Origin of the sequence: Novosphingobium sp. ERN07 (assembly GCF_012641335.1) — a bacterium.
Lineage (GTDB): Bacteria > Pseudomonadota > Alphaproteobacteria > Sphingomonadales > Sphingomonadaceae > Novosphingobium.
This window is the reverse complement of sequence record NZ_JABAID010000003.1, coordinates 25,835-42,642: the sequence shown is the minus strand read 5'-3', so window position 1 is coordinate 42,642 and position 16,808 is coordinate 25,835. Positions and strand designations below refer to the sequence as shown.

Annotated in this window: 13 protein-coding genes; 5 read left to right on the top strand and 8 right to left on the bottom strand. The window is 61.7% G+C overall.

From position 1 onward, the window contains the following. Positions 1–39 precede the first annotated feature (39 nt). Together HGI47_RS05680 and HGI47_RS05675 are read left to right on the top strand one after the other, a co-directional pair. Entirely contained in the window at positions 40–1,041 is a 1,002-nt protein-coding gene (locus HGI47_RS05680) for a DUF1838 family protein (protein ID WP_168851868.1), read from the top strand. A 115-nt stretch (positions 1,042–1,156) separates the two neighbouring features. Further along, entirely contained in the window at positions 1,157–2,014 is an 858-nt protein-coding gene (locus tag HGI47_RS05675) for a DUF1838 family protein (RefSeq protein ID WP_168851867.1), read from the top strand. 138 nt (positions 2,015–2,152) lie between these two features. On the opposite strand, the gene HGI47_RS05670 is transcribed toward HGI47_RS05675, so the two are convergent. Next, positions 2,153–4,741 carry a TonB-dependent receptor gene (locus tag HGI47_RS05670; protein WP_168851866.1) on the bottom strand — a complete coding sequence of 863 codons (2,589 nt, stop codon included), beginning with the start codon at positions 4,739–4,741 and terminating at the stop codon, positions 2,153–2,155. A 320-nt stretch (positions 4,742–5,061) separates the two neighbouring features. Between HGI47_RS05670 and HGI47_RS05665 the strand changes: the two genes are divergently transcribed. Genes HGI47_RS05665 through HGI47_RS05655 form a run of 3 tightly spaced genes read left to right on the top strand, consistent with a single transcriptional unit; the run spans position 5,062 to position 8,313 of the window. Next, complete coding sequence (locus HGI47_RS05665; protein WP_168851865.1) at positions 5,062–6,441, top strand: MFS transporter; 1,380 nt, start codon at positions 5,062–5,064, stop codon at positions 6,439–6,441. Next, a complete protein-coding gene (locus tag HGI47_RS05660) occupies positions 6,434–7,459 on the top strand; it encodes a Gfo/Idh/MocA family protein (RefSeq protein WP_168851864.1) in 1,026 nt (341 codons plus the stop codon). The genes HGI47_RS05665 and HGI47_RS05660 overlap by 8 nt, the downstream gene beginning before the upstream one ends. After that, positions 7,456–8,313 (top strand): formylglycine-generating enzyme family protein, encoded by an 858-nt coding sequence (locus HGI47_RS05655; protein ID WP_168851863.1) that lies wholly within the window; start codon positions 7,456–7,458, stop codon positions 8,311–8,313. Before HGI47_RS05660 ends, HGI47_RS05655 begins: the two co-directional genes overlap by 4 nt. A 96-nt stretch (positions 8,314–8,409) precedes the next feature. Here the strand turns inward: HGI47_RS05655 and HGI47_RS05650 are convergent, their stop codons facing one another. The 7 genes from HGI47_RS05650 to HGI47_RS05620 form a co-directional block, all read right to left on the bottom strand. Then, positions 8,410–10,902: a TonB-dependent receptor gene (locus tag HGI47_RS05650; protein ID WP_168851862.1), complete on the bottom strand. Its 2,493-nt coding sequence runs from the start codon at positions 10,900–10,902 to the stop codon at positions 8,410–8,412. Between the two features lie 128 nt (positions 10,903–11,030). Beyond that, entirely contained in the window at positions 11,031–11,960 is a 930-nt protein-coding gene (locus HGI47_RS05645) for a DUF1838 family protein (protein WP_168851861.1), read from the bottom strand. Positions 11,961–12,093: 133 nt separating this feature from the next. Continuing rightward, positions 12,094–12,855 (bottom strand): SDR family NAD(P)-dependent oxidoreductase, encoded by a 762-nt coding sequence (locus HGI47_RS05640; protein WP_168851860.1) that lies wholly within the window; start codon positions 12,853–12,855, stop codon positions 12,094–12,096. Between the two features lie 6 nt (positions 12,856–12,861). Continuing rightward, on the bottom strand, positions 12,862–13,497 hold the full coding sequence (locus HGI47_RS05635) for an isochorismatase family protein (RefSeq protein WP_168851859.1): 636 nt from the start codon (positions 13,495–13,497) through the stop codon (positions 12,862–12,864). Next, positions 13,497–14,123 carry a 3-isopropylmalate dehydratase small subunit gene (leuD, locus tag HGI47_RS05630; protein WP_168851858.1) on the bottom strand — a complete coding sequence of 209 codons (627 nt, stop codon included), beginning with the start codon at positions 14,121–14,123 and terminating at the stop codon, positions 13,497–13,499. The genes HGI47_RS05635 and leuD overlap by 1 nt, the downstream gene beginning before the upstream one ends. Continuing rightward, positions 14,123–15,529: a 3-isopropylmalate dehydratase large subunit gene (gene leuC, locus HGI47_RS05625; RefSeq protein ID WP_168851857.1), complete on the bottom strand. Its 1,407-nt coding sequence runs from the start codon at positions 15,527–15,529 to the stop codon at positions 14,123–14,125. The genes leuD and leuC overlap by 1 nt, the downstream gene beginning before the upstream one ends. 74 nt (positions 15,530–15,603) lie before the next feature. Beyond that, complete coding sequence (locus HGI47_RS05620) at positions 15,604–16,617, bottom strand: alpha/beta fold hydrolase (protein ID WP_240950011.1); 1,014 nt, start codon at positions 16,615–16,617, stop codon at positions 15,604–15,606. Between the last annotated feature and the right edge of the window lie 191 nt (positions 16,618–16,808).

Sequence of the window (16,808 nt, the reverse complement as noted above, 5' to 3'; positions counted from 1 at the left end):
CCTAGGCGCACGCAACGCGGCACGAGAGGCACAAATCCGATGTTGATCGACACCATGACCGGCACAGTTACGCGGCGCGGCCTTCTGGGTGGAATGGGGGCCGGCATGGCGCTCGCCGCAACGCCCGCGTTGGGTGCACAGCCCGCCTCTGGCACAGCGGTGCGACCTCTCGACGTGATGGACCCGCGCGAGAATCTCTACGGGTTCGCCAAGATGTGGGGCACCATCGGAGCAAAGCCGGTGATCAGCGCCTATCAGGGCGTGCAATATGCCGTGGTGGGCAAGAAGCGGGCGACGCCGCTGTTCGGGTTCTATGGCTTTGCCAACATTCGCAATGCGATTCAACCCGATGGCAGCGTGAAGGTGATGGGCAAGGAATGCGGCTATTTCGTCGATATCGCCAGTGGCAAGATCATGGATACGTGGGACAATCCGTGGACTGGCGAGCGGGTGGAGACGTGGCCGTTCCTCAACGACAAGTTCCGCGGCACGCTGGGCCTGACGCGCAAGGTCTATGAGGTGAACGGCAGCAAGACGGTGAACAACGATGCCAGCGGCGGCAGCGATGCCGAACCGTTCCGTCTGCCGTGGCAGGTTGTGGGCGATCAGTACCTGTTGGGCTGGGACTATGCCCACGAATATGTGAACCCGGTGACGCCCGAAGGCTGGCCGAAGGCGTCTTCGGGGCGCATGGTCAATCCATCGGAACACTTCGTGCTTTATACGCCGCGCGCCGAAATCGATGATCGTTCGGTGGAATCCGCCCGGTATCACGGCGGTTTCATGCGGCAGGGGCCGTGGTGGCCGTGGATGAAGATGGGGCAATCGGGCGTGGATGGCGTGCTGATGGGCCGGATGCACAGCTACAAGATCACCGGCACGCACGATGACATTCCGCGCGTGGTGCTGGACCGCGTGGTGAAGGACCGGCCCGACCTGCTGACCGAGCCGGCCGATGGGCCGGATGCCGGGGTAGTCGATACGTTCGGCAAGTATGCGCGTGACGTGCCGCCGGAAGTGGTTGGCTACAAAAAGCCCTGAACGGATTCCACCTGCAAACTGTCCGTGCTGCGGATAGATGCGGCGGTCTGATGGTCGTCGTCGTGGCACGATAACACCTTGGCCGACGAACTCTGGCCGAAGATCGGAATGCCATATGATAGACCGTCGAAGCGCCCTTGCTGGACTTTCCGTCGCAGGAGCCGCGCTTGCAATAGGGGCGCCTGCACTGGGCGCTGCGCGCAAGGGAAAAGGTCCGCTTGATGTAACCAGCCCGGAAGGCCGCCTGCGCACTTTCATCCTGATGCGCGGCGCGCTGGATGAAGGCTTGATCGCGAGCTGGGTTTCGGCGCGGTATTATGGCGTGGTCGAGGATCGCATGGACCCGCTGTTCGCGGTCGTGTCCGCCGTCTTTTCGCGTTATCGGCAGGTGACTGACGGGTTCGAGGCGGTGAATTACGAGCTGGCCTGGTTCACCGATCCCGTAACGGGCAAGGCGCTGGATACGTGGCATAATCCCTATACCGGCAAGGACTGCAAGGTGCCGGTGGGCGGATTGCCGCCTTCCAAAATCCGGTTCGGAAAGGATCTATCGTTCCATCTGGGCCGCGAGGTGCCGGGGCTGGAAATGGAGCATGACATTCTGCCGTTCGACGTGCGCGGCGATGATGTGTGGGTGACCGAACGGTCCCGCACCGCAGCGCGCTTTCCGGGGGCACCCCGCCCGTTCCGCTATTCCGAAAGCAACACGTTCCACGCCAAGCGCGCGGATCTGGAAAAGCCGGGCGCAACGCGCGTGACCAGCGAGGTGAGCTTTACCAACGTCTGTTCATGGCGGCCGTGGATGGAGATGGGTGATCGGCCAGGCCATCTCACCGCCACTGGCATCGGCCGGCAGAACGCGACGATGGCCTCCATGCCGCCAGCCTGGATCGAGGCGACGAAGGCGCGGCGACCCGAAGTGCTGGCCAATCCTGCGGAGATCCTCCAGCCGCTGTGGGACGCCAAGGGCTGACATCAGCCGGGCTTTCCGAGCCGTTGTTATAAAGAAGGCGCCTTCGGCGCCTTCTTTTTTGCGCCTTTACAGGCTGCAAAAAAAGGGGCGGCGCTGGTGAGCGCCGCCCCCGTATAATCGGCCGGATGGCCGGGTGGATCAGAAGCGATAGCCGGCCTTGATGCCGAAGGTGCGCAGTTCGGGAAGCGCCACGTTGAGATAGCCGAACGCCGAACCTGCCAGCGCGAAGCTGGGGTCGAGAATGTTGTTCTGCGCAACGGCGGTATAGTTCTTGTCGTTGAACAGATTGGTGACGAAGCCTTCGAGCGTGAAGCCTTCACGCGTAAAGCCGATGCGGGCGTTGACCTGCGCGCGGCCCTTGATCCAGGTGAGATTGCCCGGATCGACAAACTGCTTCGACTTGTAGGACAGATCGCCGCGCATGAACCAGGTCATGTCTTCGGCCAGATTGCCGGTGTACTGCGCGCCGAAGTTGGCGGAATACTTCGACGTCAATGGCAACTGATTGCCCTTGAAGCCATCACCGATGATGCCGGTCAGCTTCGAGATCGAGGGATCGGCAAACGACTTGATGTCGCTGTCGTTGATCGAGCCCGAAGCGTTCAGCACCAGGCCATCGACCGGTTCGGCATTGAGATCGAGTTCAAAGCCCTTGAGCCGGGTTTTGCCTGAGTTCGCCACGCCGCTGACGATGGCTGCAACGCTGGTGGCCGGATCGATGAAGATGCTGGAGCGGTTGTTATACTGGTTCTTCCAGTCCGCCATATAGGCCGATGCCGAAAACAGCAGCCGTCCGTTGAGCAGCTTGCCCTTTACGCCCACTTCGTAGTTGTTCAGCTTTTCGGGCTCGGTCACGACCTGAAGGCCAATGGCCTCTGCAGCAGCGATTTCCCGTGCCGTACCGGACAGGAAAGCGGTGTTGAACGACCCGATGCTGACGTTCGCGGCTTGCGAGAACGAGGCATAGACCATCAGATCGGGGTTCACATCGTAGTTGACGATCACGCGCGGGAGGAAGTTTTCGTACGTCCGGTTGTAGAAGCTGGATTCTGGCGCATAGGTTCCGGCCGTGAGACCATACTGGGTGGCAATGGCCGAGCTGATGGTCAGCGGGCGTCCACCGACGAATGCGAAGATCTTGTCACGCTGGTAACGCGCTTCGGCGTTGATGGTCAGCGCTTCGGTGATCTTGTAGCTGAAGCTGCCGAACACGCCCACCGTTTCGGCCTTGCCTGGAGGCGAGATCGAGCTGGCAGCGCGGGCGACGCCGAACTGCTCTTCGTTCGCCACGCTGACGAGATCGCTTTCAACTTCGGTCTTGAGGTAGCTGGCACCCAACATCGCCTTGAATGCACCGCCCTTGTCGTAAGTGGCGCGCAGTTCCTGCGAAAAGTCCTTGTTGTGGCGTTCGACCAGGAACGGGAAGGTCCAGAAGGTGCGAAGGCCATTTGCGGTGGTGGCACCGGCGTTGCGCAGCAACGAGCTGTCGTAGTTATCGAGGTCTGCCAACTGCGAATAGTATTCGTTGTTGTAGCCGGTGAGAGAGGTCAGCGTGACGCCGGTGTCGCCCAGCTCATAATCCACGTTCAGGTGAAGGTGGTAGTACTGGCGGACAAGGCCATAGCCCTTGACCGATTTGCCAGGCGAAGCGACGCGGCTGGTGCCATTGGACAGGATGCGTGAGAGCAGCGCGTCTTCGACGGTGTTCTGCGCCGGGCTGAAACCTGCCGGAAGCGACGGCGCGGCACCGCAAATGAACGGGCGCGAAACCTTCGCTTCGGTGGCAAGAATGCCGGAGGTGTAGCCGGAGATATTGCAGTTCGACAAGCTGGGCACGATCACCGTGCCATTGGTATTCTTGCTAAGGAAAGGAATGTTCACCGAACCGTTGTTCGCACGGATTTCGTAGGCCGACAGCATCCCTTGGGCCGATGGGCCGTCCTCGTCTTCGGAATACATGCCCATCGCATTGATCGTCAGCGACGAAGAAGGCTTGAGCGAGATTTGCAGCGTACCGGTACGGGTTTCCTGATCGCCCAGCGTCTGGCCGGGATTGGCGGCGTTGATGTAGGAGCCGTCCTTCGAGAAAGCCTTTCCGGTCAGGCGGAAGCTGAGCACATCGGCAATCACCGGCACATCAAGGGCACCGCTGACTTCGAAGTTGGAACGGGTGCCGCCCATTGCGGTGAACGAACCGGCAAAGGTATCTCCGGGCGTCTTGGTCACCACGTTGATGGCGCCCGCAAATGCGTTGCGGCCGAAATACGCATTCTGCGGGCCCTTGAGCACTTCGATGCGGGCGGGATCGATCACGGCGTTGAGCGCGGTTGCCGATGCGACTGGCACGCCGTCAATGAAGCTAGCGGTCAGCGTCGAGGTGGTGGTCGACGGGGTCATGCCGCGCAGCGAAATCTGCTGGAAGGAGCGATCGTTACGACCGGAGTTGGTGTTCGAAACGTTGATGCCTGGGGTGTTGAGCACGACGTCGTTAACGCTGCTGATGCCGCGCTTTTCGATGTCTTGGCTGGTCAAAGCAGAGATCGCGATAGGCGTCTTCAGCAGCGATTCCTCGCGCTTGCGGGCCGTCACGGTGATTTCACCGAAGTTGGTGTCACTTTCCGCTGCCTGCGGTTCGTCCGCGGCAAAGGCCGTCTGCGGCATTACGGCTGCGCCTGCCAACATAGTTGCAATCACAGTCATCGAAGTCGACTTGAAGTAATGCTTCATGATTTCCCCCCTATACGAGCCATGAATTTCAATGGCCGCAAGAATTTAGCCCGGAAAATTCCGGTTGTTCCCTCTGGTGAAGCAGTATATGACCGAATCCGTCAGCCAATATCCGCCTGTTGTGCGGTTCTGCCTTCGGATCAGAAGAGTTCATCCGATGGCGTGGGGAAACAACGGATCGCGCAATAAGTATCCGCCAATCGGAGATTCCGTCTTCGGATACGCTTAACCGCGCATGTCTTTGCGACCTTCCTGACGGCAAGGCGCATCTGTGCTGCATCCCGAAATCGATCTCGCCTGCCTTTCCTGAGGTGTTCTGAATGTCTTATGCGAATCAAGCACTTGATCACCGCTCGCGCAGTGGGCTGGCGGTGTCGACCAAGGCCGGATTTGGCTTGGGCCAAGTGGCAGGGCAACTCTTTCGCGATGCACCGTCACTGCTTCTGCTGTTTTATCTGACCAACGTGATGGGCATTGCGCCTGCCATCGCAGGCGCAGCCATCTTTGTGCCGAAAGTGGTGTTCGGCGTGATTTTCGATCTGTGGATCGGGCTGGCGTCGGACCGGATGGCCGCGCGGTTTCCGCGTCGGCGCTGGCTGCTGGTGGGAGGCCTTGCTGCGCCCTTTGCCATGATCGGCCCGTTCGCCGTGCCGGAAGCCGCGACGGCATTTCAGGTGGCGTGGGTCTTCGTGACGTTCAGCGCCTATATGGCGGTTTATTCGACATTTTCGGTGCCCTATCTGGCGCAGTTTGCCGAAATGTCTTCCGACCCGGTGGAGCGTACCGAACTGATGGGGTGGAAGCACGGGTTTACCGGTCTTGGCGTGCTGCTGTCATCTTCGTTCGCACCGATGCTGGTCAATGCACTGGGCATGGATCGGCAGGGGCATCTGATCACGATGATCGCGCTGGGGATGATTTCGATGACCTGCCTGCTGGTGGCGTGGCGGTTTGCGGCGCGTATTGCAGAGCCGATTGCATCGGGAAAAACTTTTGCGCTGAAGGACTTGCCGCGCGCCTTCGCGGATCGACGGTTCGCCGTGTTGTGCCTTTCCGCCGTGATCATGACGGTGGGGGCCGGCATTTCCTATGCGGGGTTCCCGTTCTTCGTGAAGTTCGCGATGGCCCGGCCCGAACCACTGCACGACATTGGCGTGATGTCGGCCATCATGGCGGTGGCGGTGATGGCGGGATCGCCATTGTGGGTCATGGTATCCAAGCGCATCGGCAAGAAGCGGACATATGTGATCGCGGCCAGCGGGCATGGGTTGGTGACGCTGGCTTGGGGCCAGATGGCGCACGTTCCGATCGAAGTCGCGTGGGTTTTGGCGGCCATCATGGCGGCCTGCAATGCGGGGTGGGGCACGATCGTGCTGTCGCTGCTGTCCGATTGCATCGCGCATGCGCGCGACGAACATGGCGAGAACCGCGCAGGCACCTATTCGGCAATATGGTCGATGATCGAAAAGGCGGGAATCGCGCTCGGCGGCACGCTGGTGGTGGGCGCGCTGCTTTCCGCATGGGGGTTCGATGCCGTGGCCGCGCGCGCCGGGGTGGCGCAATCGGCGGACGCGGTGATGGGAACGATCATGGCTTACTCGGTCGTGCCGGGGCTGACCAAGCTGGTGGCCGCGCTGATCATCTGGCGCTTTGTCCATGAAAAGCCGCAACCGCTTGAAGGAGCATTGGCACATGGCTGATCCATTGGGTTTGCTGCTCGTGGGGTGCGGGCGCATATCGGGCGCGCATCTGGCTGCATTGCAGGGGCTGGAGGATGACATCCGCCTGGTTGCGACGGTGGACAGCGATCTTGCGGCAGCGCAGCGGGCGGCGGTGCCGTTCGGTGCGCTGGCGTTTGACGATCTTGGCGCTGCTCTGGCCTTGCCGCAGGTGGATGCCATCCTGATTGCCAGCCCGAACGGGCTTCATGCAGCGCAGGCGGCAGCGGCGCTGGCGGCGGGCAAGCATGTGCTGGTGGAAAAGCCTTTGGCCGAAACCGGGGCCGAGGCGCGGGCGCTGGCAGATGAGGCGGGGCAACGCGGCTTGGTGCTGGCGGCAGGCCATACTTATCGGCATAACGCAGCCGTTGCCACGCTGGTAGACATGATGCCGCAGTGGGGGCCATTGCGCGCGGTGGAGGTTTCGTCCTGCGTGTTCTGGGACGGGCCACAGGCACCGTGGTGGGCAGAGCGCACGGCAGAGGAAGGGCTGATCCTTTCGCTCTTTGCGCCGCATTCGCTGGACTTTGTGCAACTGGTGATGGGCGCGGACGATCCGCTGCGCGTTCAGGCCGAAGCGGCGCGCTGGCAATCGGGCTGGCAGGGCGAGGACGAGGCGATGATCCTGCTGGGCTATCCGGGAAGGCGGATGGCGAGCGTGCATATCTCCTACAACCAGCGCAGCGTGTTCGATCGCAAGGTGCTGCACTTTGCCAGCGGCGTGGCCGAAATCGAGGATGGCGAAGTGCTGAAGTGGAATGGCGAGGTGCTGGTCGCTCCGCCCGAAGGCGTGCTGGTGAACCCGCGCGCGATGGGCGGGCGCAAGCTCGGGCACTTCTTTGCGCAGCAATGGCGCGAATTTGCCGCTGCAGTGCGCGGAAAGCCGCATCGTTGCCCCACCGGCCACGACGCCGCGCGGCTGATCGACCTGATTGATCGCGTGAAGGCGGCGGCGCGGGCGACCAGTGCCGATGCCATTGATCCAGTGTTTGCGGCATGACGGTGCTGCTTCTTGTTGCGGCCCTGGCCGCGGAAACGCCGCCGCCCAATGGCTATGTTCCGCCCAAGGTCACCGCGCCTGCGCCGCGTTTTCCGCCTGTTGTCGCAGGCGCGGCTTTCAGCGATTGTCGCGATTGCCCGGAGATGGTGGTGATCCCGCCCGGCACGTTCGTGATGGGATCGACAGCGGAAGAGCGCAAGGCGCTGGGCGTGCTGGCGATGTTCGACAAGATGGAAGAGCCGCGCCACCGCGTAACCATCGGCTATCGCTATGCCGTGGGGCGTTATGCCGTGACGTTCGACGAATGGGACGCCTGCGTGGCAGACGGTGGCTGCAACGGATATCGCCCCGCCGATGCGGGATGGGGGCGCGGGCGCAGGCCGGTGATCAACGTGAACTTCGCCGATGTGCAAGGCTATGTCGCGTGGCTATCGCGCAGGACCGGTCAGGCCTATCGTCTGTTGTCCGAATCCGAATGGGAATATGCTGGGCGGGCCGGGACCGATACATGGTATCCCTTTGGCAACGCGATTGATCCGACGAAGGCCAATTATGGCAACAACCATGATCGCACAACGCCGGTCGGCTCCTATGCACCCAACCGCTTTGGCTTGCACGACATGACTGCCAACGTTGCGCAGTGGGTGCAGGACTGTCATCACGACGATTATGTGGGGGCGCCGACCGATGGCTCGGCATGGTTGAGCGGCCCATGCACATTGCGCAACGTGCGCGGCGGCGGGTGGAGCCTTTCGGGCTGGAGTGTGCGCGTGGCCCAGCGGATCGGTGATCCGCCGGGTGCGCGCAACGATCATCTCGGCTTTCGCGTGGCGCGGGATTTGCCGCAGGATTAGACGGCCGACACGAAGAGCGTGATCGGTAGGACAAAAGAAGGGGCCGGACGCTGCAACAGCGCCCGGCCCCTTCCTTTTCAGATAATGGTCTTCAGATCAGAACGATACCTTGATCTGCATACCCGCTGTGCGCAGTTCGGGCAGACCGACGAGGATCGCTGAGAAATTGCCGAGGCGCGAGAGCGTCTGGTCGATGACATAGTTGTCGGCGATGCTGGTGTAGGTCTTGTTGTTGAACACGTTGTTCACGAAGAATTCCAGGCTGGCGTTGCCCTTGCTGATTCCCGTGCGCAGGTTGAACAGGTGCAGGTCCGCGGTGCGCGTGGTGTTTGCCTGATTCGACCACATACCGGACTTGAAGTTCCAGTCACCACGCAGGAACCACTGACCGTCGTCGATCGAGGCAATATCGCCGCCGAACTGCACGCCGACGTTGGCGGACCATTTCGACGTGTTCGGCATTTCCTTGCCGGAGTAGTCGAAGATGCCCGTCAACTTGCTGACCTGCGTGCTGCGGAAGTCCTTGATGTTGGTGTCGGTAAACGCACCAGCGGCGTCGATCGTGATGAGATCACTGACCTTCAGACTGGTTTCGACTTCGAGGCCCTTGATATCCACGGTACCCGAGTTCGAGAAGCCGTTGACGAAGCTCGTTCCCGTGGCGCTGCCGGCGTCAGGAATGGTCAACAGGATCGCGTTGATCTGGTTGCGCCACTGGGCAAAGTACCCGGCGACGGTATAGCGCAGGTTGCCGTTGAGCGCGCGGCCCTTGAGGCCCAGTTCGTAGTTGGTGATCTTTTCAGGATCGACCGTAAGCGTGATTCCGGCGTCAACCGCGGCCTGCTGAACGCGGGCACTTTGCGCGATGATGCTGCTGTTGAACTGCGAAGGGTTCACACCCTTCGAGAACGAGGCATAGACCATCGTATCGGGGGTGGCCTGCCAGTTCGCGATCACGCGCGGGAGGAAGTTCTTGAACGTCTTCTTTGCGACAAGTTGATCCGGTGCATAGGTGCCTGCCGGAACATAAGCGCTGCTCGCTACGGTCTGGCCGAGGGTCGAAGCGTGGGCTTCGAGCGTATCGACCTGATAGCGGCCTTCGAGGCTGAGCGACACCGTGTCGGTGAAGTCATACGTCAGGCCGTAGAATGCACCGATAGTCTTGCTGATGTTCTTGCCGCCTGGCGTGAGAACGGATTGCGTCAGTGCGCCGGTGCCGCCACCCTGCCCCTGAATGATGTATGCGTTGAGATAGCTGACGCCAACCACGGCACGCAGCGGGCCGGTGTCGAGCGAAAGGCGGCCTTCCACCGAGTAGTCCTGCGTCCGGCGTTCAATCAGGAACGGGAAGTCGAAGAATCCGCGGGGATTGCTGGCCGAAGCAATCTTGCTCGTGTCGTTGCCATCGAGGTCGATCATCGTGGTCCATTCCTCGTGGTTGTAACCCGCAAGGACGGACGCGCTGAGCATGTCGGTCAATTCGTAATCGATGGCAGTGTGAAGGTGCTGATAGTCACGCCGCAGGCCATATCCATCAACACCATCCTTGGAAGGCACAATGCGGCGCTGGGGGATCGACAGGAAGTTGGTGGTGATGCTGTCGTTGATCGTGTTCATCGACACGGGATTGATCAGGCCTGGCAGCGTTCCGCAGATGAACGGATTGCTGATCGCCGTGCCAAAGCCGCTGACGCCAACGCTGTTGCCGGTGAGGGTGCAGTTGGACTGGCTCTTGTAGATGACGTTACCGGAAGCATCCTTGATGTCGTAGGCAAGAAGACGGGTTTGCGCCGAAGGTCCGTCCTTGTCCTGCGAAAGCAGGCCGAACACCTTCATGGTCAGCTTTTCAGTCGGCTTGGCGACGAGCAGCAGCGATGCGCTGTTGGTCGACTGATCGCCCAGCGTGCTGCCGTCTGCCGCATTCGTCCACGAGCCGCTCTTCGAGAAGCGCTCGCCGGTGAGACGGAAGGTAAGGGCCTCGCCGATGATCGAACCTTCGACTTCACCACGCAGACGATAGTTGTCGCGCGTGCCGACCATACCCGTCACCGTGCCGCCCCAATCGCCCGATGGCGTCTTGTTGACGACGTTGATCGCCCCGGCGAAGGTGTTGCGGCCAAAGTAGGCGCTTTGTGGACCCTTGAGAATTTCGATGCGTTCCGGCGCGGAGATTGCCGTGAATGCAGACGGCGAGGAAACCGCGACGCCATCGATGAACAGCGAAGTCGTTGTTGCCAGCGTGGTCGACGGGGTGAACCCGCGCAGCACGATCTGCTGGAACGAGCGGTCAGCATGGCCCGACGAGTTGTTGTTGATGTTGAGAGCCGGCGTGGAAGCAGCGAGATCCTGCATCGAGACGACGCCACGCTTTTCCAGCGTTTCCGAAGTCAGCGCGGTTACCGTCACGGGAACCTTGAGGAGATTTTCCTCACGCTTGCGCGCCGTCACGACAATCGTGCCGGGTTCGTTTTCTTCAGCGGCCTGCGGTGCTTCCTGCGCAAAGGCGGGAGCGGCCACACCCAGGCTGGCGACAAATGCCATGACGGTAAGCGAAGCGGCAGACCGCTTCGTGAAAGTCTTCGTGCTCATTATAAACCCTCGATAGAATGGAGCGGGCGGCCTTGGCCAAACCCTTGTTCGTCCCTGCTGCGGCGCGTCGCGTTGCGCGATCTCGCCGGTTTTCCTGCGTATTGTTCTGGTTGATCCTCCCCGGGGCGTCAGGCCGGGTTTCCGGCCATGTATTCAAGAATGTCGAAGCGCGGCTTTGTCCAAGCCTTGCGGTCGAAGATCTCGGGCGTATAATCCTGAAGCCCTTTCAAGGCCTTGGCAGGAATCTGATCGAGCGAGCGCACCTTCACGCCGGCAGCGCGGCCATGCGTGCGGCCCGGACGCGAACCCATTGCCATCCACGGATGCCACGAACCAAGGTTCTGGAAATGATGGAAGGCATCGGCAGAACTGATGCTGTCGTCAAAGGCCTGCGAAACAGGCGCGCCAATCGTCGAAACAGTATCCCAATAGGCTATCGGACCGGACGAGAACTTGGGATATTTCTGCGGATCGACCGGGTTGGGCCGCGCCATATCGGCCATCGCGCCCACAAAAAGCGTGCCGCCGAAGGCCTCCATGCGCATGGGCTTGGGGGTCAGTTCAGCACCCATTGCCACCATGCCATCGGGGCCATGCGTGACGGTGAAGGGACCGCCAAGGAACTGGAACGGCTTGCGCACTTCGCCGGTCAGCGGGTTCTTCCATTCTTCGAGCACGTCATCGGTATCAAAGGCGCAGTAGACGCCGCATTCGAACGTCCTGGCCTGATAGCGGTTGCCGGACATCGGGGTCCATTCGTTCACGCTGAGGTGGTTCAGTGTGTAGAACGGCACGAGGTTGCCTTCGCCTGTGAAGCCATAGATGTTTAGGCGGTAGAAGATGTTGACGGTTTCCGCTTCGCACGACCCGGCAACGCGCGCGCGGACGCGAGCGCGGGTGGCAGGATCGCGCAGGCGCTCCATTGCTTCGGCATCGGAAATCGCCGGAGATTTCGCGGCAGATGATTTTCCGGTTGCGGCAAGAACAGGTGTCGCGGCAAGCCCGGCAGCGAGGGGCAACACCGACATCACAGAGCGGCGCGTAAGGTCAGCCGTCATCAAATGAACTCCCTGAACGGCATCGCCGCAGTTTTGTGCTTACCCTGCAATGATGGCTGCAAATTAATGACAACGAAGGTCGCAGCGCGGCACTGTTCGCCTATCGGATTGAACTGCTGGCAATAATCGGAAGTCAGCGTCCGCCGGTGACGTCCAGCGTGGTGCCGGTGATGTAGCTGGCTTCATCCGAGGCCAGAAACAGCACTGCGTCCGCCACTTCGCGTGGGGTGCCCAGCCGGTGCAGCGGGGTCATGCGGATGGGAGAATATTCCAGCCCATCGTCGTGCATCTTCCGTAAGAATGGTCCGGCAAGTTCGGTGTCGATCGGTCCGGGGGCGACGGCATTAATGGTGATGCCGTGATCTGCCAGCTCGATAGCCAGTGCGCGCACGAAGCCTGTGACGCCGGCCTTGGCGGTAGAATAGGCGCTGGAGCCGACATGAAAGGCGTTCCACACGGTGCCATTACGCGCGCCGGAAGAAAGACAGACAATGCGGCCTTGCCTGGCAGCTTGCATCGCGGGCACGAATGCTCGCGTGCACAGGAACATCGAGCGCAGCGACAGCGCCATCGTGTGATCCCAGTCCGCTACTGAAAGATCGGTGATTCGCCCGCTGCGCCCGCCGCCGACATTGTTGACGAGGATTGAAACCGGGCCGAAATTCAGCGCTGCATCTGCCAAATGGGCCACATCGGCTTCGTCGGTTACGTCGCACGCGAAGGGTAGAGTATCTGCGCCAAGGGCACGGCAGGCTTGCGCCACATCCTCAAGGCGTTCCGCATCCCGCTCTGCCAAAACCAGCCTTGCCCCCTCGTCGGCAAAGCGCAGGGCCGTGGCCTTGCCGATCCCAAGGCCTGCACCGGTAATAACCGCAACGCGCCCTGCAAGCCGCATCGCGGTTCAGGCCTTCAGCGTTTCGAGGAACGCGATGGTTTCTGCCTCGGTCACCACATCGGCGTACTTGGCGTTCATGTCGAACAGGTTCGCCTCATGCGGCCCGGCGTGGCGATCACCACAGGCGTCTGAAACCACGGCGGTGCGGAAGCCGTGGCTCATCGCATCGACGCAGCTTGCGCGCACGCAGCCCGATGTGGTGAGGCCCGTCAGGATCACGCTGTCGATCCCCGCTGCGGTCAGCGTGGAAGCGAGCGAGGTGCCGAAGAACGCGCTGGGATATTGCTTGGACACGACCAGTTCGTCGTCAAACGGCACCAGCCCCGGACCCCATGCGCCCATCGGGCTGCCTTTCACGAAGTTCTTCAGCGGCATGGCTTTTTCGAAGAAGCGCCCGCCGTCAAAGCCCGTGGGGTGATAGACCACGTTGGTCAGCACCACCGGCACGCCCGCCGCGCGCGCCGCAGCGCGCACGCGCAGGGCGGATGCAATGGCGTCGTCTACTTCCGAATAGAGCGCATTGCCCGGTTCGAAATAAGCCTGACAGAAATCGATCAGCAGCAGCGCGGGGCGTGAACCAAAGCCGACGCGGTTGTCATAGGCCTTCTTGTAGTTGGCCAGCAGGTCTTCTTCGGTGCTCATCACGCGGGTTCCTCGGCATAGAGCCACGGTTGGGTCTGGCGCTGGCGGACTTCGAACGCATCGATATCCGTGCTGTACTGGTTGACGATCTGGTCCGTCTCGTCCCACCCGTTCAAAAGGGCAAGGCGGCGTTCCGCTGGTATCGCGAAGGCGATGGGCGGCAAACCCTCCACCCGCAATTCCTGCGCTTCAAGATCCACGGTGAAGGCTGCGCCCTGCTCGGCAAGGTCCATCAATGCGGCAACCTGCGCTTCGGGCAGGACGATGGGCACAATGCCGTTGCGCATACAGTTGGACTGGAAAATCTCGCCAAAGCTGGCCGAAATCACCGCGCGTGTGCCAAGGCCGAGCAGCGCCCAGACGGCCTGTTCGCGGCTCGATCCCGAACCGAAGTTGGCGCCTGCCACGATCACCGGCGCATCGGCAAAGCGCTTATCGTTCAGCACATATCCGGCAATCTCGCTGCCATCGGCGGCAAAGCGGCGGTCATGAAAGGCATATTCGCCAAGGCCCGCGCGGGCCGTGATCAGCAGGAAGCGTGCGGGGAAGATGATATCGGTATCGATATTATCCTCGCGCATGGCAGCGGCGCGGCCCGATACGGTGGTGAAGGGCTGGGCGGGCATCAGGCAAATGTCCTTACATCGGCAAGGTGGCCGGAAACGGCGGCGGCAGCGGCCATCGCCGGGCTTACAAGGTGCGTGCGTCCGCCCGGTCCCTGTCGTCCTTCGAAATTGCGGTTCGATGTGCTGGCGCAGCGCTGGCCGGGGGCAAGGCGATCATCGTTCATCGCCACGCACATCGAACATCCGGCAAAGCGCCATTCGAACCCGGCTTCTGTGAACACGCGGTCCAGCCCTTCGGCTTCGGCCTGCTTGCGCGTGGCCGCGCTGCCGGGCACGACGATGGCTTTTACGCCAGCGGCGACCTTGCGGCCCCGTGCGATAGCGGCGGCGGCGCGCAGATCCTCGATCCGGCCATTGGTGCACGATCCGATGAAGACGTGATCGATTGCCACGTCCAGCAAGGCCTGCCCCGGCGCAAGGCCCATATAGGCAATGGCCTTCTCGGTTTCACGCCGCTCTGTCGGGTCGGCAATCGTGGCGGGATCGGGCACGGTGCCACCGATGGGCAGCGTCTGGTTGGGGCTGGTGCCCCAGCTTACCTGCGGTTCGATTGCGACAAGATCGATGGTCACCACCTTGTCGAACACTGCATCGTCGTCGCTGGCAAGGCCACGCCAGTATGCCACCGCGGCGTCCCACAGCGCGCCTCTGGGGGCCAGCCTTCGACCTTTCAGGAACGCAAATGTCGTCTCGTCGGGCGCGACAAGGCCGATGCGGCTGCCTGCTTCGATGGTCATGTTGCACAGCGTCATGCGCTGCGCCATCGACATGGCCTGCACTGCCGCGCCTGTATATTCCACCGCGTGCCCCACCGCGCCGTGCGCGCCGATGCGGGCGATCAGGGCGAGGGCAATGTCCTTCGCATCCACGCCGGGGGGCAGCGCGCCGACCAGTTCCACTTTCATCGTCCTGGCGCGGGTCTGCGGCAGCACCTGCGCTGCCATGACCGTGCCCTGCTCGCTCGCGCCGATGCCAAAGGCCAGCGCGCCGAATGCGCCGTGGGTGGTGGTGTGGCTATCGCCGCAGACGATGGTTGTGCCCGGCAGAGTAAAGCCGGTTTCAGGGCCGATGACGTGGACGATGCCCTGTTCGGCACCTTCCAGATCGGCATAGGGCACGGCAAATTCGGCCACGTTGGCTTCGAGTTCAGCCACTTGGGCACGCGCCTGCGGATCGGCAATCTCTCCGCCGCGCACGCGGGTGGGCACGGCATGGTCGGCCACGGCGATGTGCGTTTCCGGGCGGCGCAACTGGCGGCCCGCATCGCGCATGGCGACGAAAGCCTGCGGGCTGCTCACCTCGTGCAGGATCTGGCGGTCGATATAGAGCAGCGTCGCGCCACCGGGCAATTCGGCAACGGCGTGGCTGTCCCAGAGTTTGTCGTAAAGCGTGCGGGCGTTTGTCATGGGCGCGGCCTAGACTTGGCGGGGGCGGTGCAAAACCGGCCCGCGCGCATTTCTCCGAAAGGCGAGCAGTCGACCTATTGTTCGGCGGGCAGGATGGGCGTGGCCCCTTCGATATAGGCTGCGATCATTTGCGCAAAGCGTTCAGGCACTTCCAGCGGCGGATAGTGCCCGACATCGGGCATCGCCACTTTGGATATCTGCGCATTGGCAAGATAGCGCGTGATGGCATTCAGCGCCGATTCCGGCAGAAGCGGATCTGCCGTCCCCCACAGCAGCAGAACGGGTTTGCGCACTTTGGCCATTTCGATGGTGGCTTGCTTGCCATCGCCAATGCGCGCGATCAGGCCTATCAGGTTCTTTTCGGGCACGCGGCGGTAGAAGTCCCAGTATTCACGATGGGTCTTGGCCGACATGCGCTTTGCATCGCCTGCAAAGAAGTTCAGGAACTGCACCCAGAAATCCTGATCTCGAAAGCCCGTTTCCTTGGCTCGCGCCATTGCATCGACCAACCCTTGCGAGAGCTTCAGATGGCTGGTGTCCACCGGGTCGGACGGCGTGTTCGAAAGGATCAGCCGCTCGACCATATCGGGCCGCCGCGCCGCCAGATACATGCCCATCGTGCCGCCGCTGGAAACGCCGACATAGGTCACCTTCTTCACCTTCAGGTGATCGAGCAAGCCGATGGGAATGTCGGTCGGCACTAGCACTTTCAGCGCTTCGTCAGTCGGCCCATCGGACAGGCCATAGCTGGGCAGGTCGAGCCGGACCACGCGATAGCGGCCTTTCAGCTTTTGCGTGATCACGTCCCACGTGCGCAGCGAACTTTCCGATCCGTGGACCATCAGCAGCACCGGCGCATTGCGCGGGCCTTCGTCCTTATAATGGATTTTCAGTTCGCCGATGGTCACATAGCGGCTCTGCTTGTCCTCATAGAGCTTCCGCAGTTGGGCCACGGTAAGATAGGGGTGGGCCGGCGCGGCAGACGGCGCGGCCTGTTCTTGCGCTGTGGCCGTCTGGGGCACCGCCGTCGTGGCGACCATCATACAGGCTGCCAGCGCGGCGCGGCGCATTTTCAGAAAGGAATTCATCCGCATCGCCTTGGCCAGCCTTTCGTATCGTGGCAAATCCTTGTTGGCTGAAGACTATCTGCCCGTCTTGGATTTTCCGATTCCCGCGCGCAAATATCCGACTGGTGGCGAGCGCGGTTGAATGGATAGGTTGCACGATGATCGGCGGTCATCAAAGAGGCTGACGCACAGGGCATATCAAAAGGCGGAAC

Bases quoted from the DNA above. Each gene is read 5' to 3' on its own strand.
- leuD (WP_168851858.1), bottom strand. From the start codon at position 14,123: ATGCCCGCCCAGCCCTTCACCACCGTATCGGGCCGCGCCGCTGCCATG.
- HGI47_RS05635 (WP_168851859.1), bottom strand. From the start codon at position 13,497: ATGAGCACCGAAGAAGACCTGCTGGCCAACTACAAGAAGGCCTATGAC.
- HGI47_RS05640 (WP_168851860.1), bottom strand. From the start codon at position 12,855: ATGCGGCTTGCAGGGCGCGTTGCGGTTATTACCGGTGCAGGCCTTGGG.
- HGI47_RS05670 (WP_168851866.1), bottom strand. From the start codon at position 4,741: ATGAAGCATTACTTCAAGTCGACTTCGATGACTGTGATTGCAACTATG.
- HGI47_RS05620 (WP_240950011.1), bottom strand. From the start codon at position 16,617: ATGAATTCCTTTCTGAAAATGCGCCGCGCCGCGCTGGCAGCCTGTATG.
- HGI47_RS05645 (WP_168851861.1), bottom strand. From the start codon at position 11,960: ATGACGGCTGACCTTACGCGCCGCTCTGTGATGTCGGTGTTGCCCCTC.
- leuC (WP_168851857.1), bottom strand. From the start codon at position 15,529: ATGACAAACGCCCGCACGCTTTACGACAAACTCTGGGACAGCCACGCC.
- HGI47_RS05665 (WP_168851865.1), top strand. From the start codon at position 5,062: ATGTCTTATGCGAATCAAGCACTTGATCACCGCTCGCGCAGTGGGCTG.
- HGI47_RS05675 (WP_168851867.1), top strand. From the start codon at position 1,157: ATGATAGACCGTCGAAGCGCCCTTGCTGGACTTTCCGTCGCAGGAGCC.
- HGI47_RS05650 (WP_168851862.1), bottom strand. From the start codon at position 10,902: ATGAGCACGAAGACTTTCACGAAGCGGTCTGCCGCTTCGCTTACCGTC.
- HGI47_RS05655 (WP_168851863.1), top strand. From the start codon at position 7,456: ATGACGGTGCTGCTTCTTGTTGCGGCCCTGGCCGCGGAAACGCCGCCG.
- HGI47_RS05660 (WP_168851864.1), top strand. From the start codon at position 6,434: ATGGCTGATCCATTGGGTTTGCTGCTCGTGGGGTGCGGGCGCATATCG.
- HGI47_RS05680 (WP_168851868.1), top strand. From the start codon at position 40: ATGTTGATCGACACCATGACCGGCACAGTTACGCGGCGCGGCCTTCTG.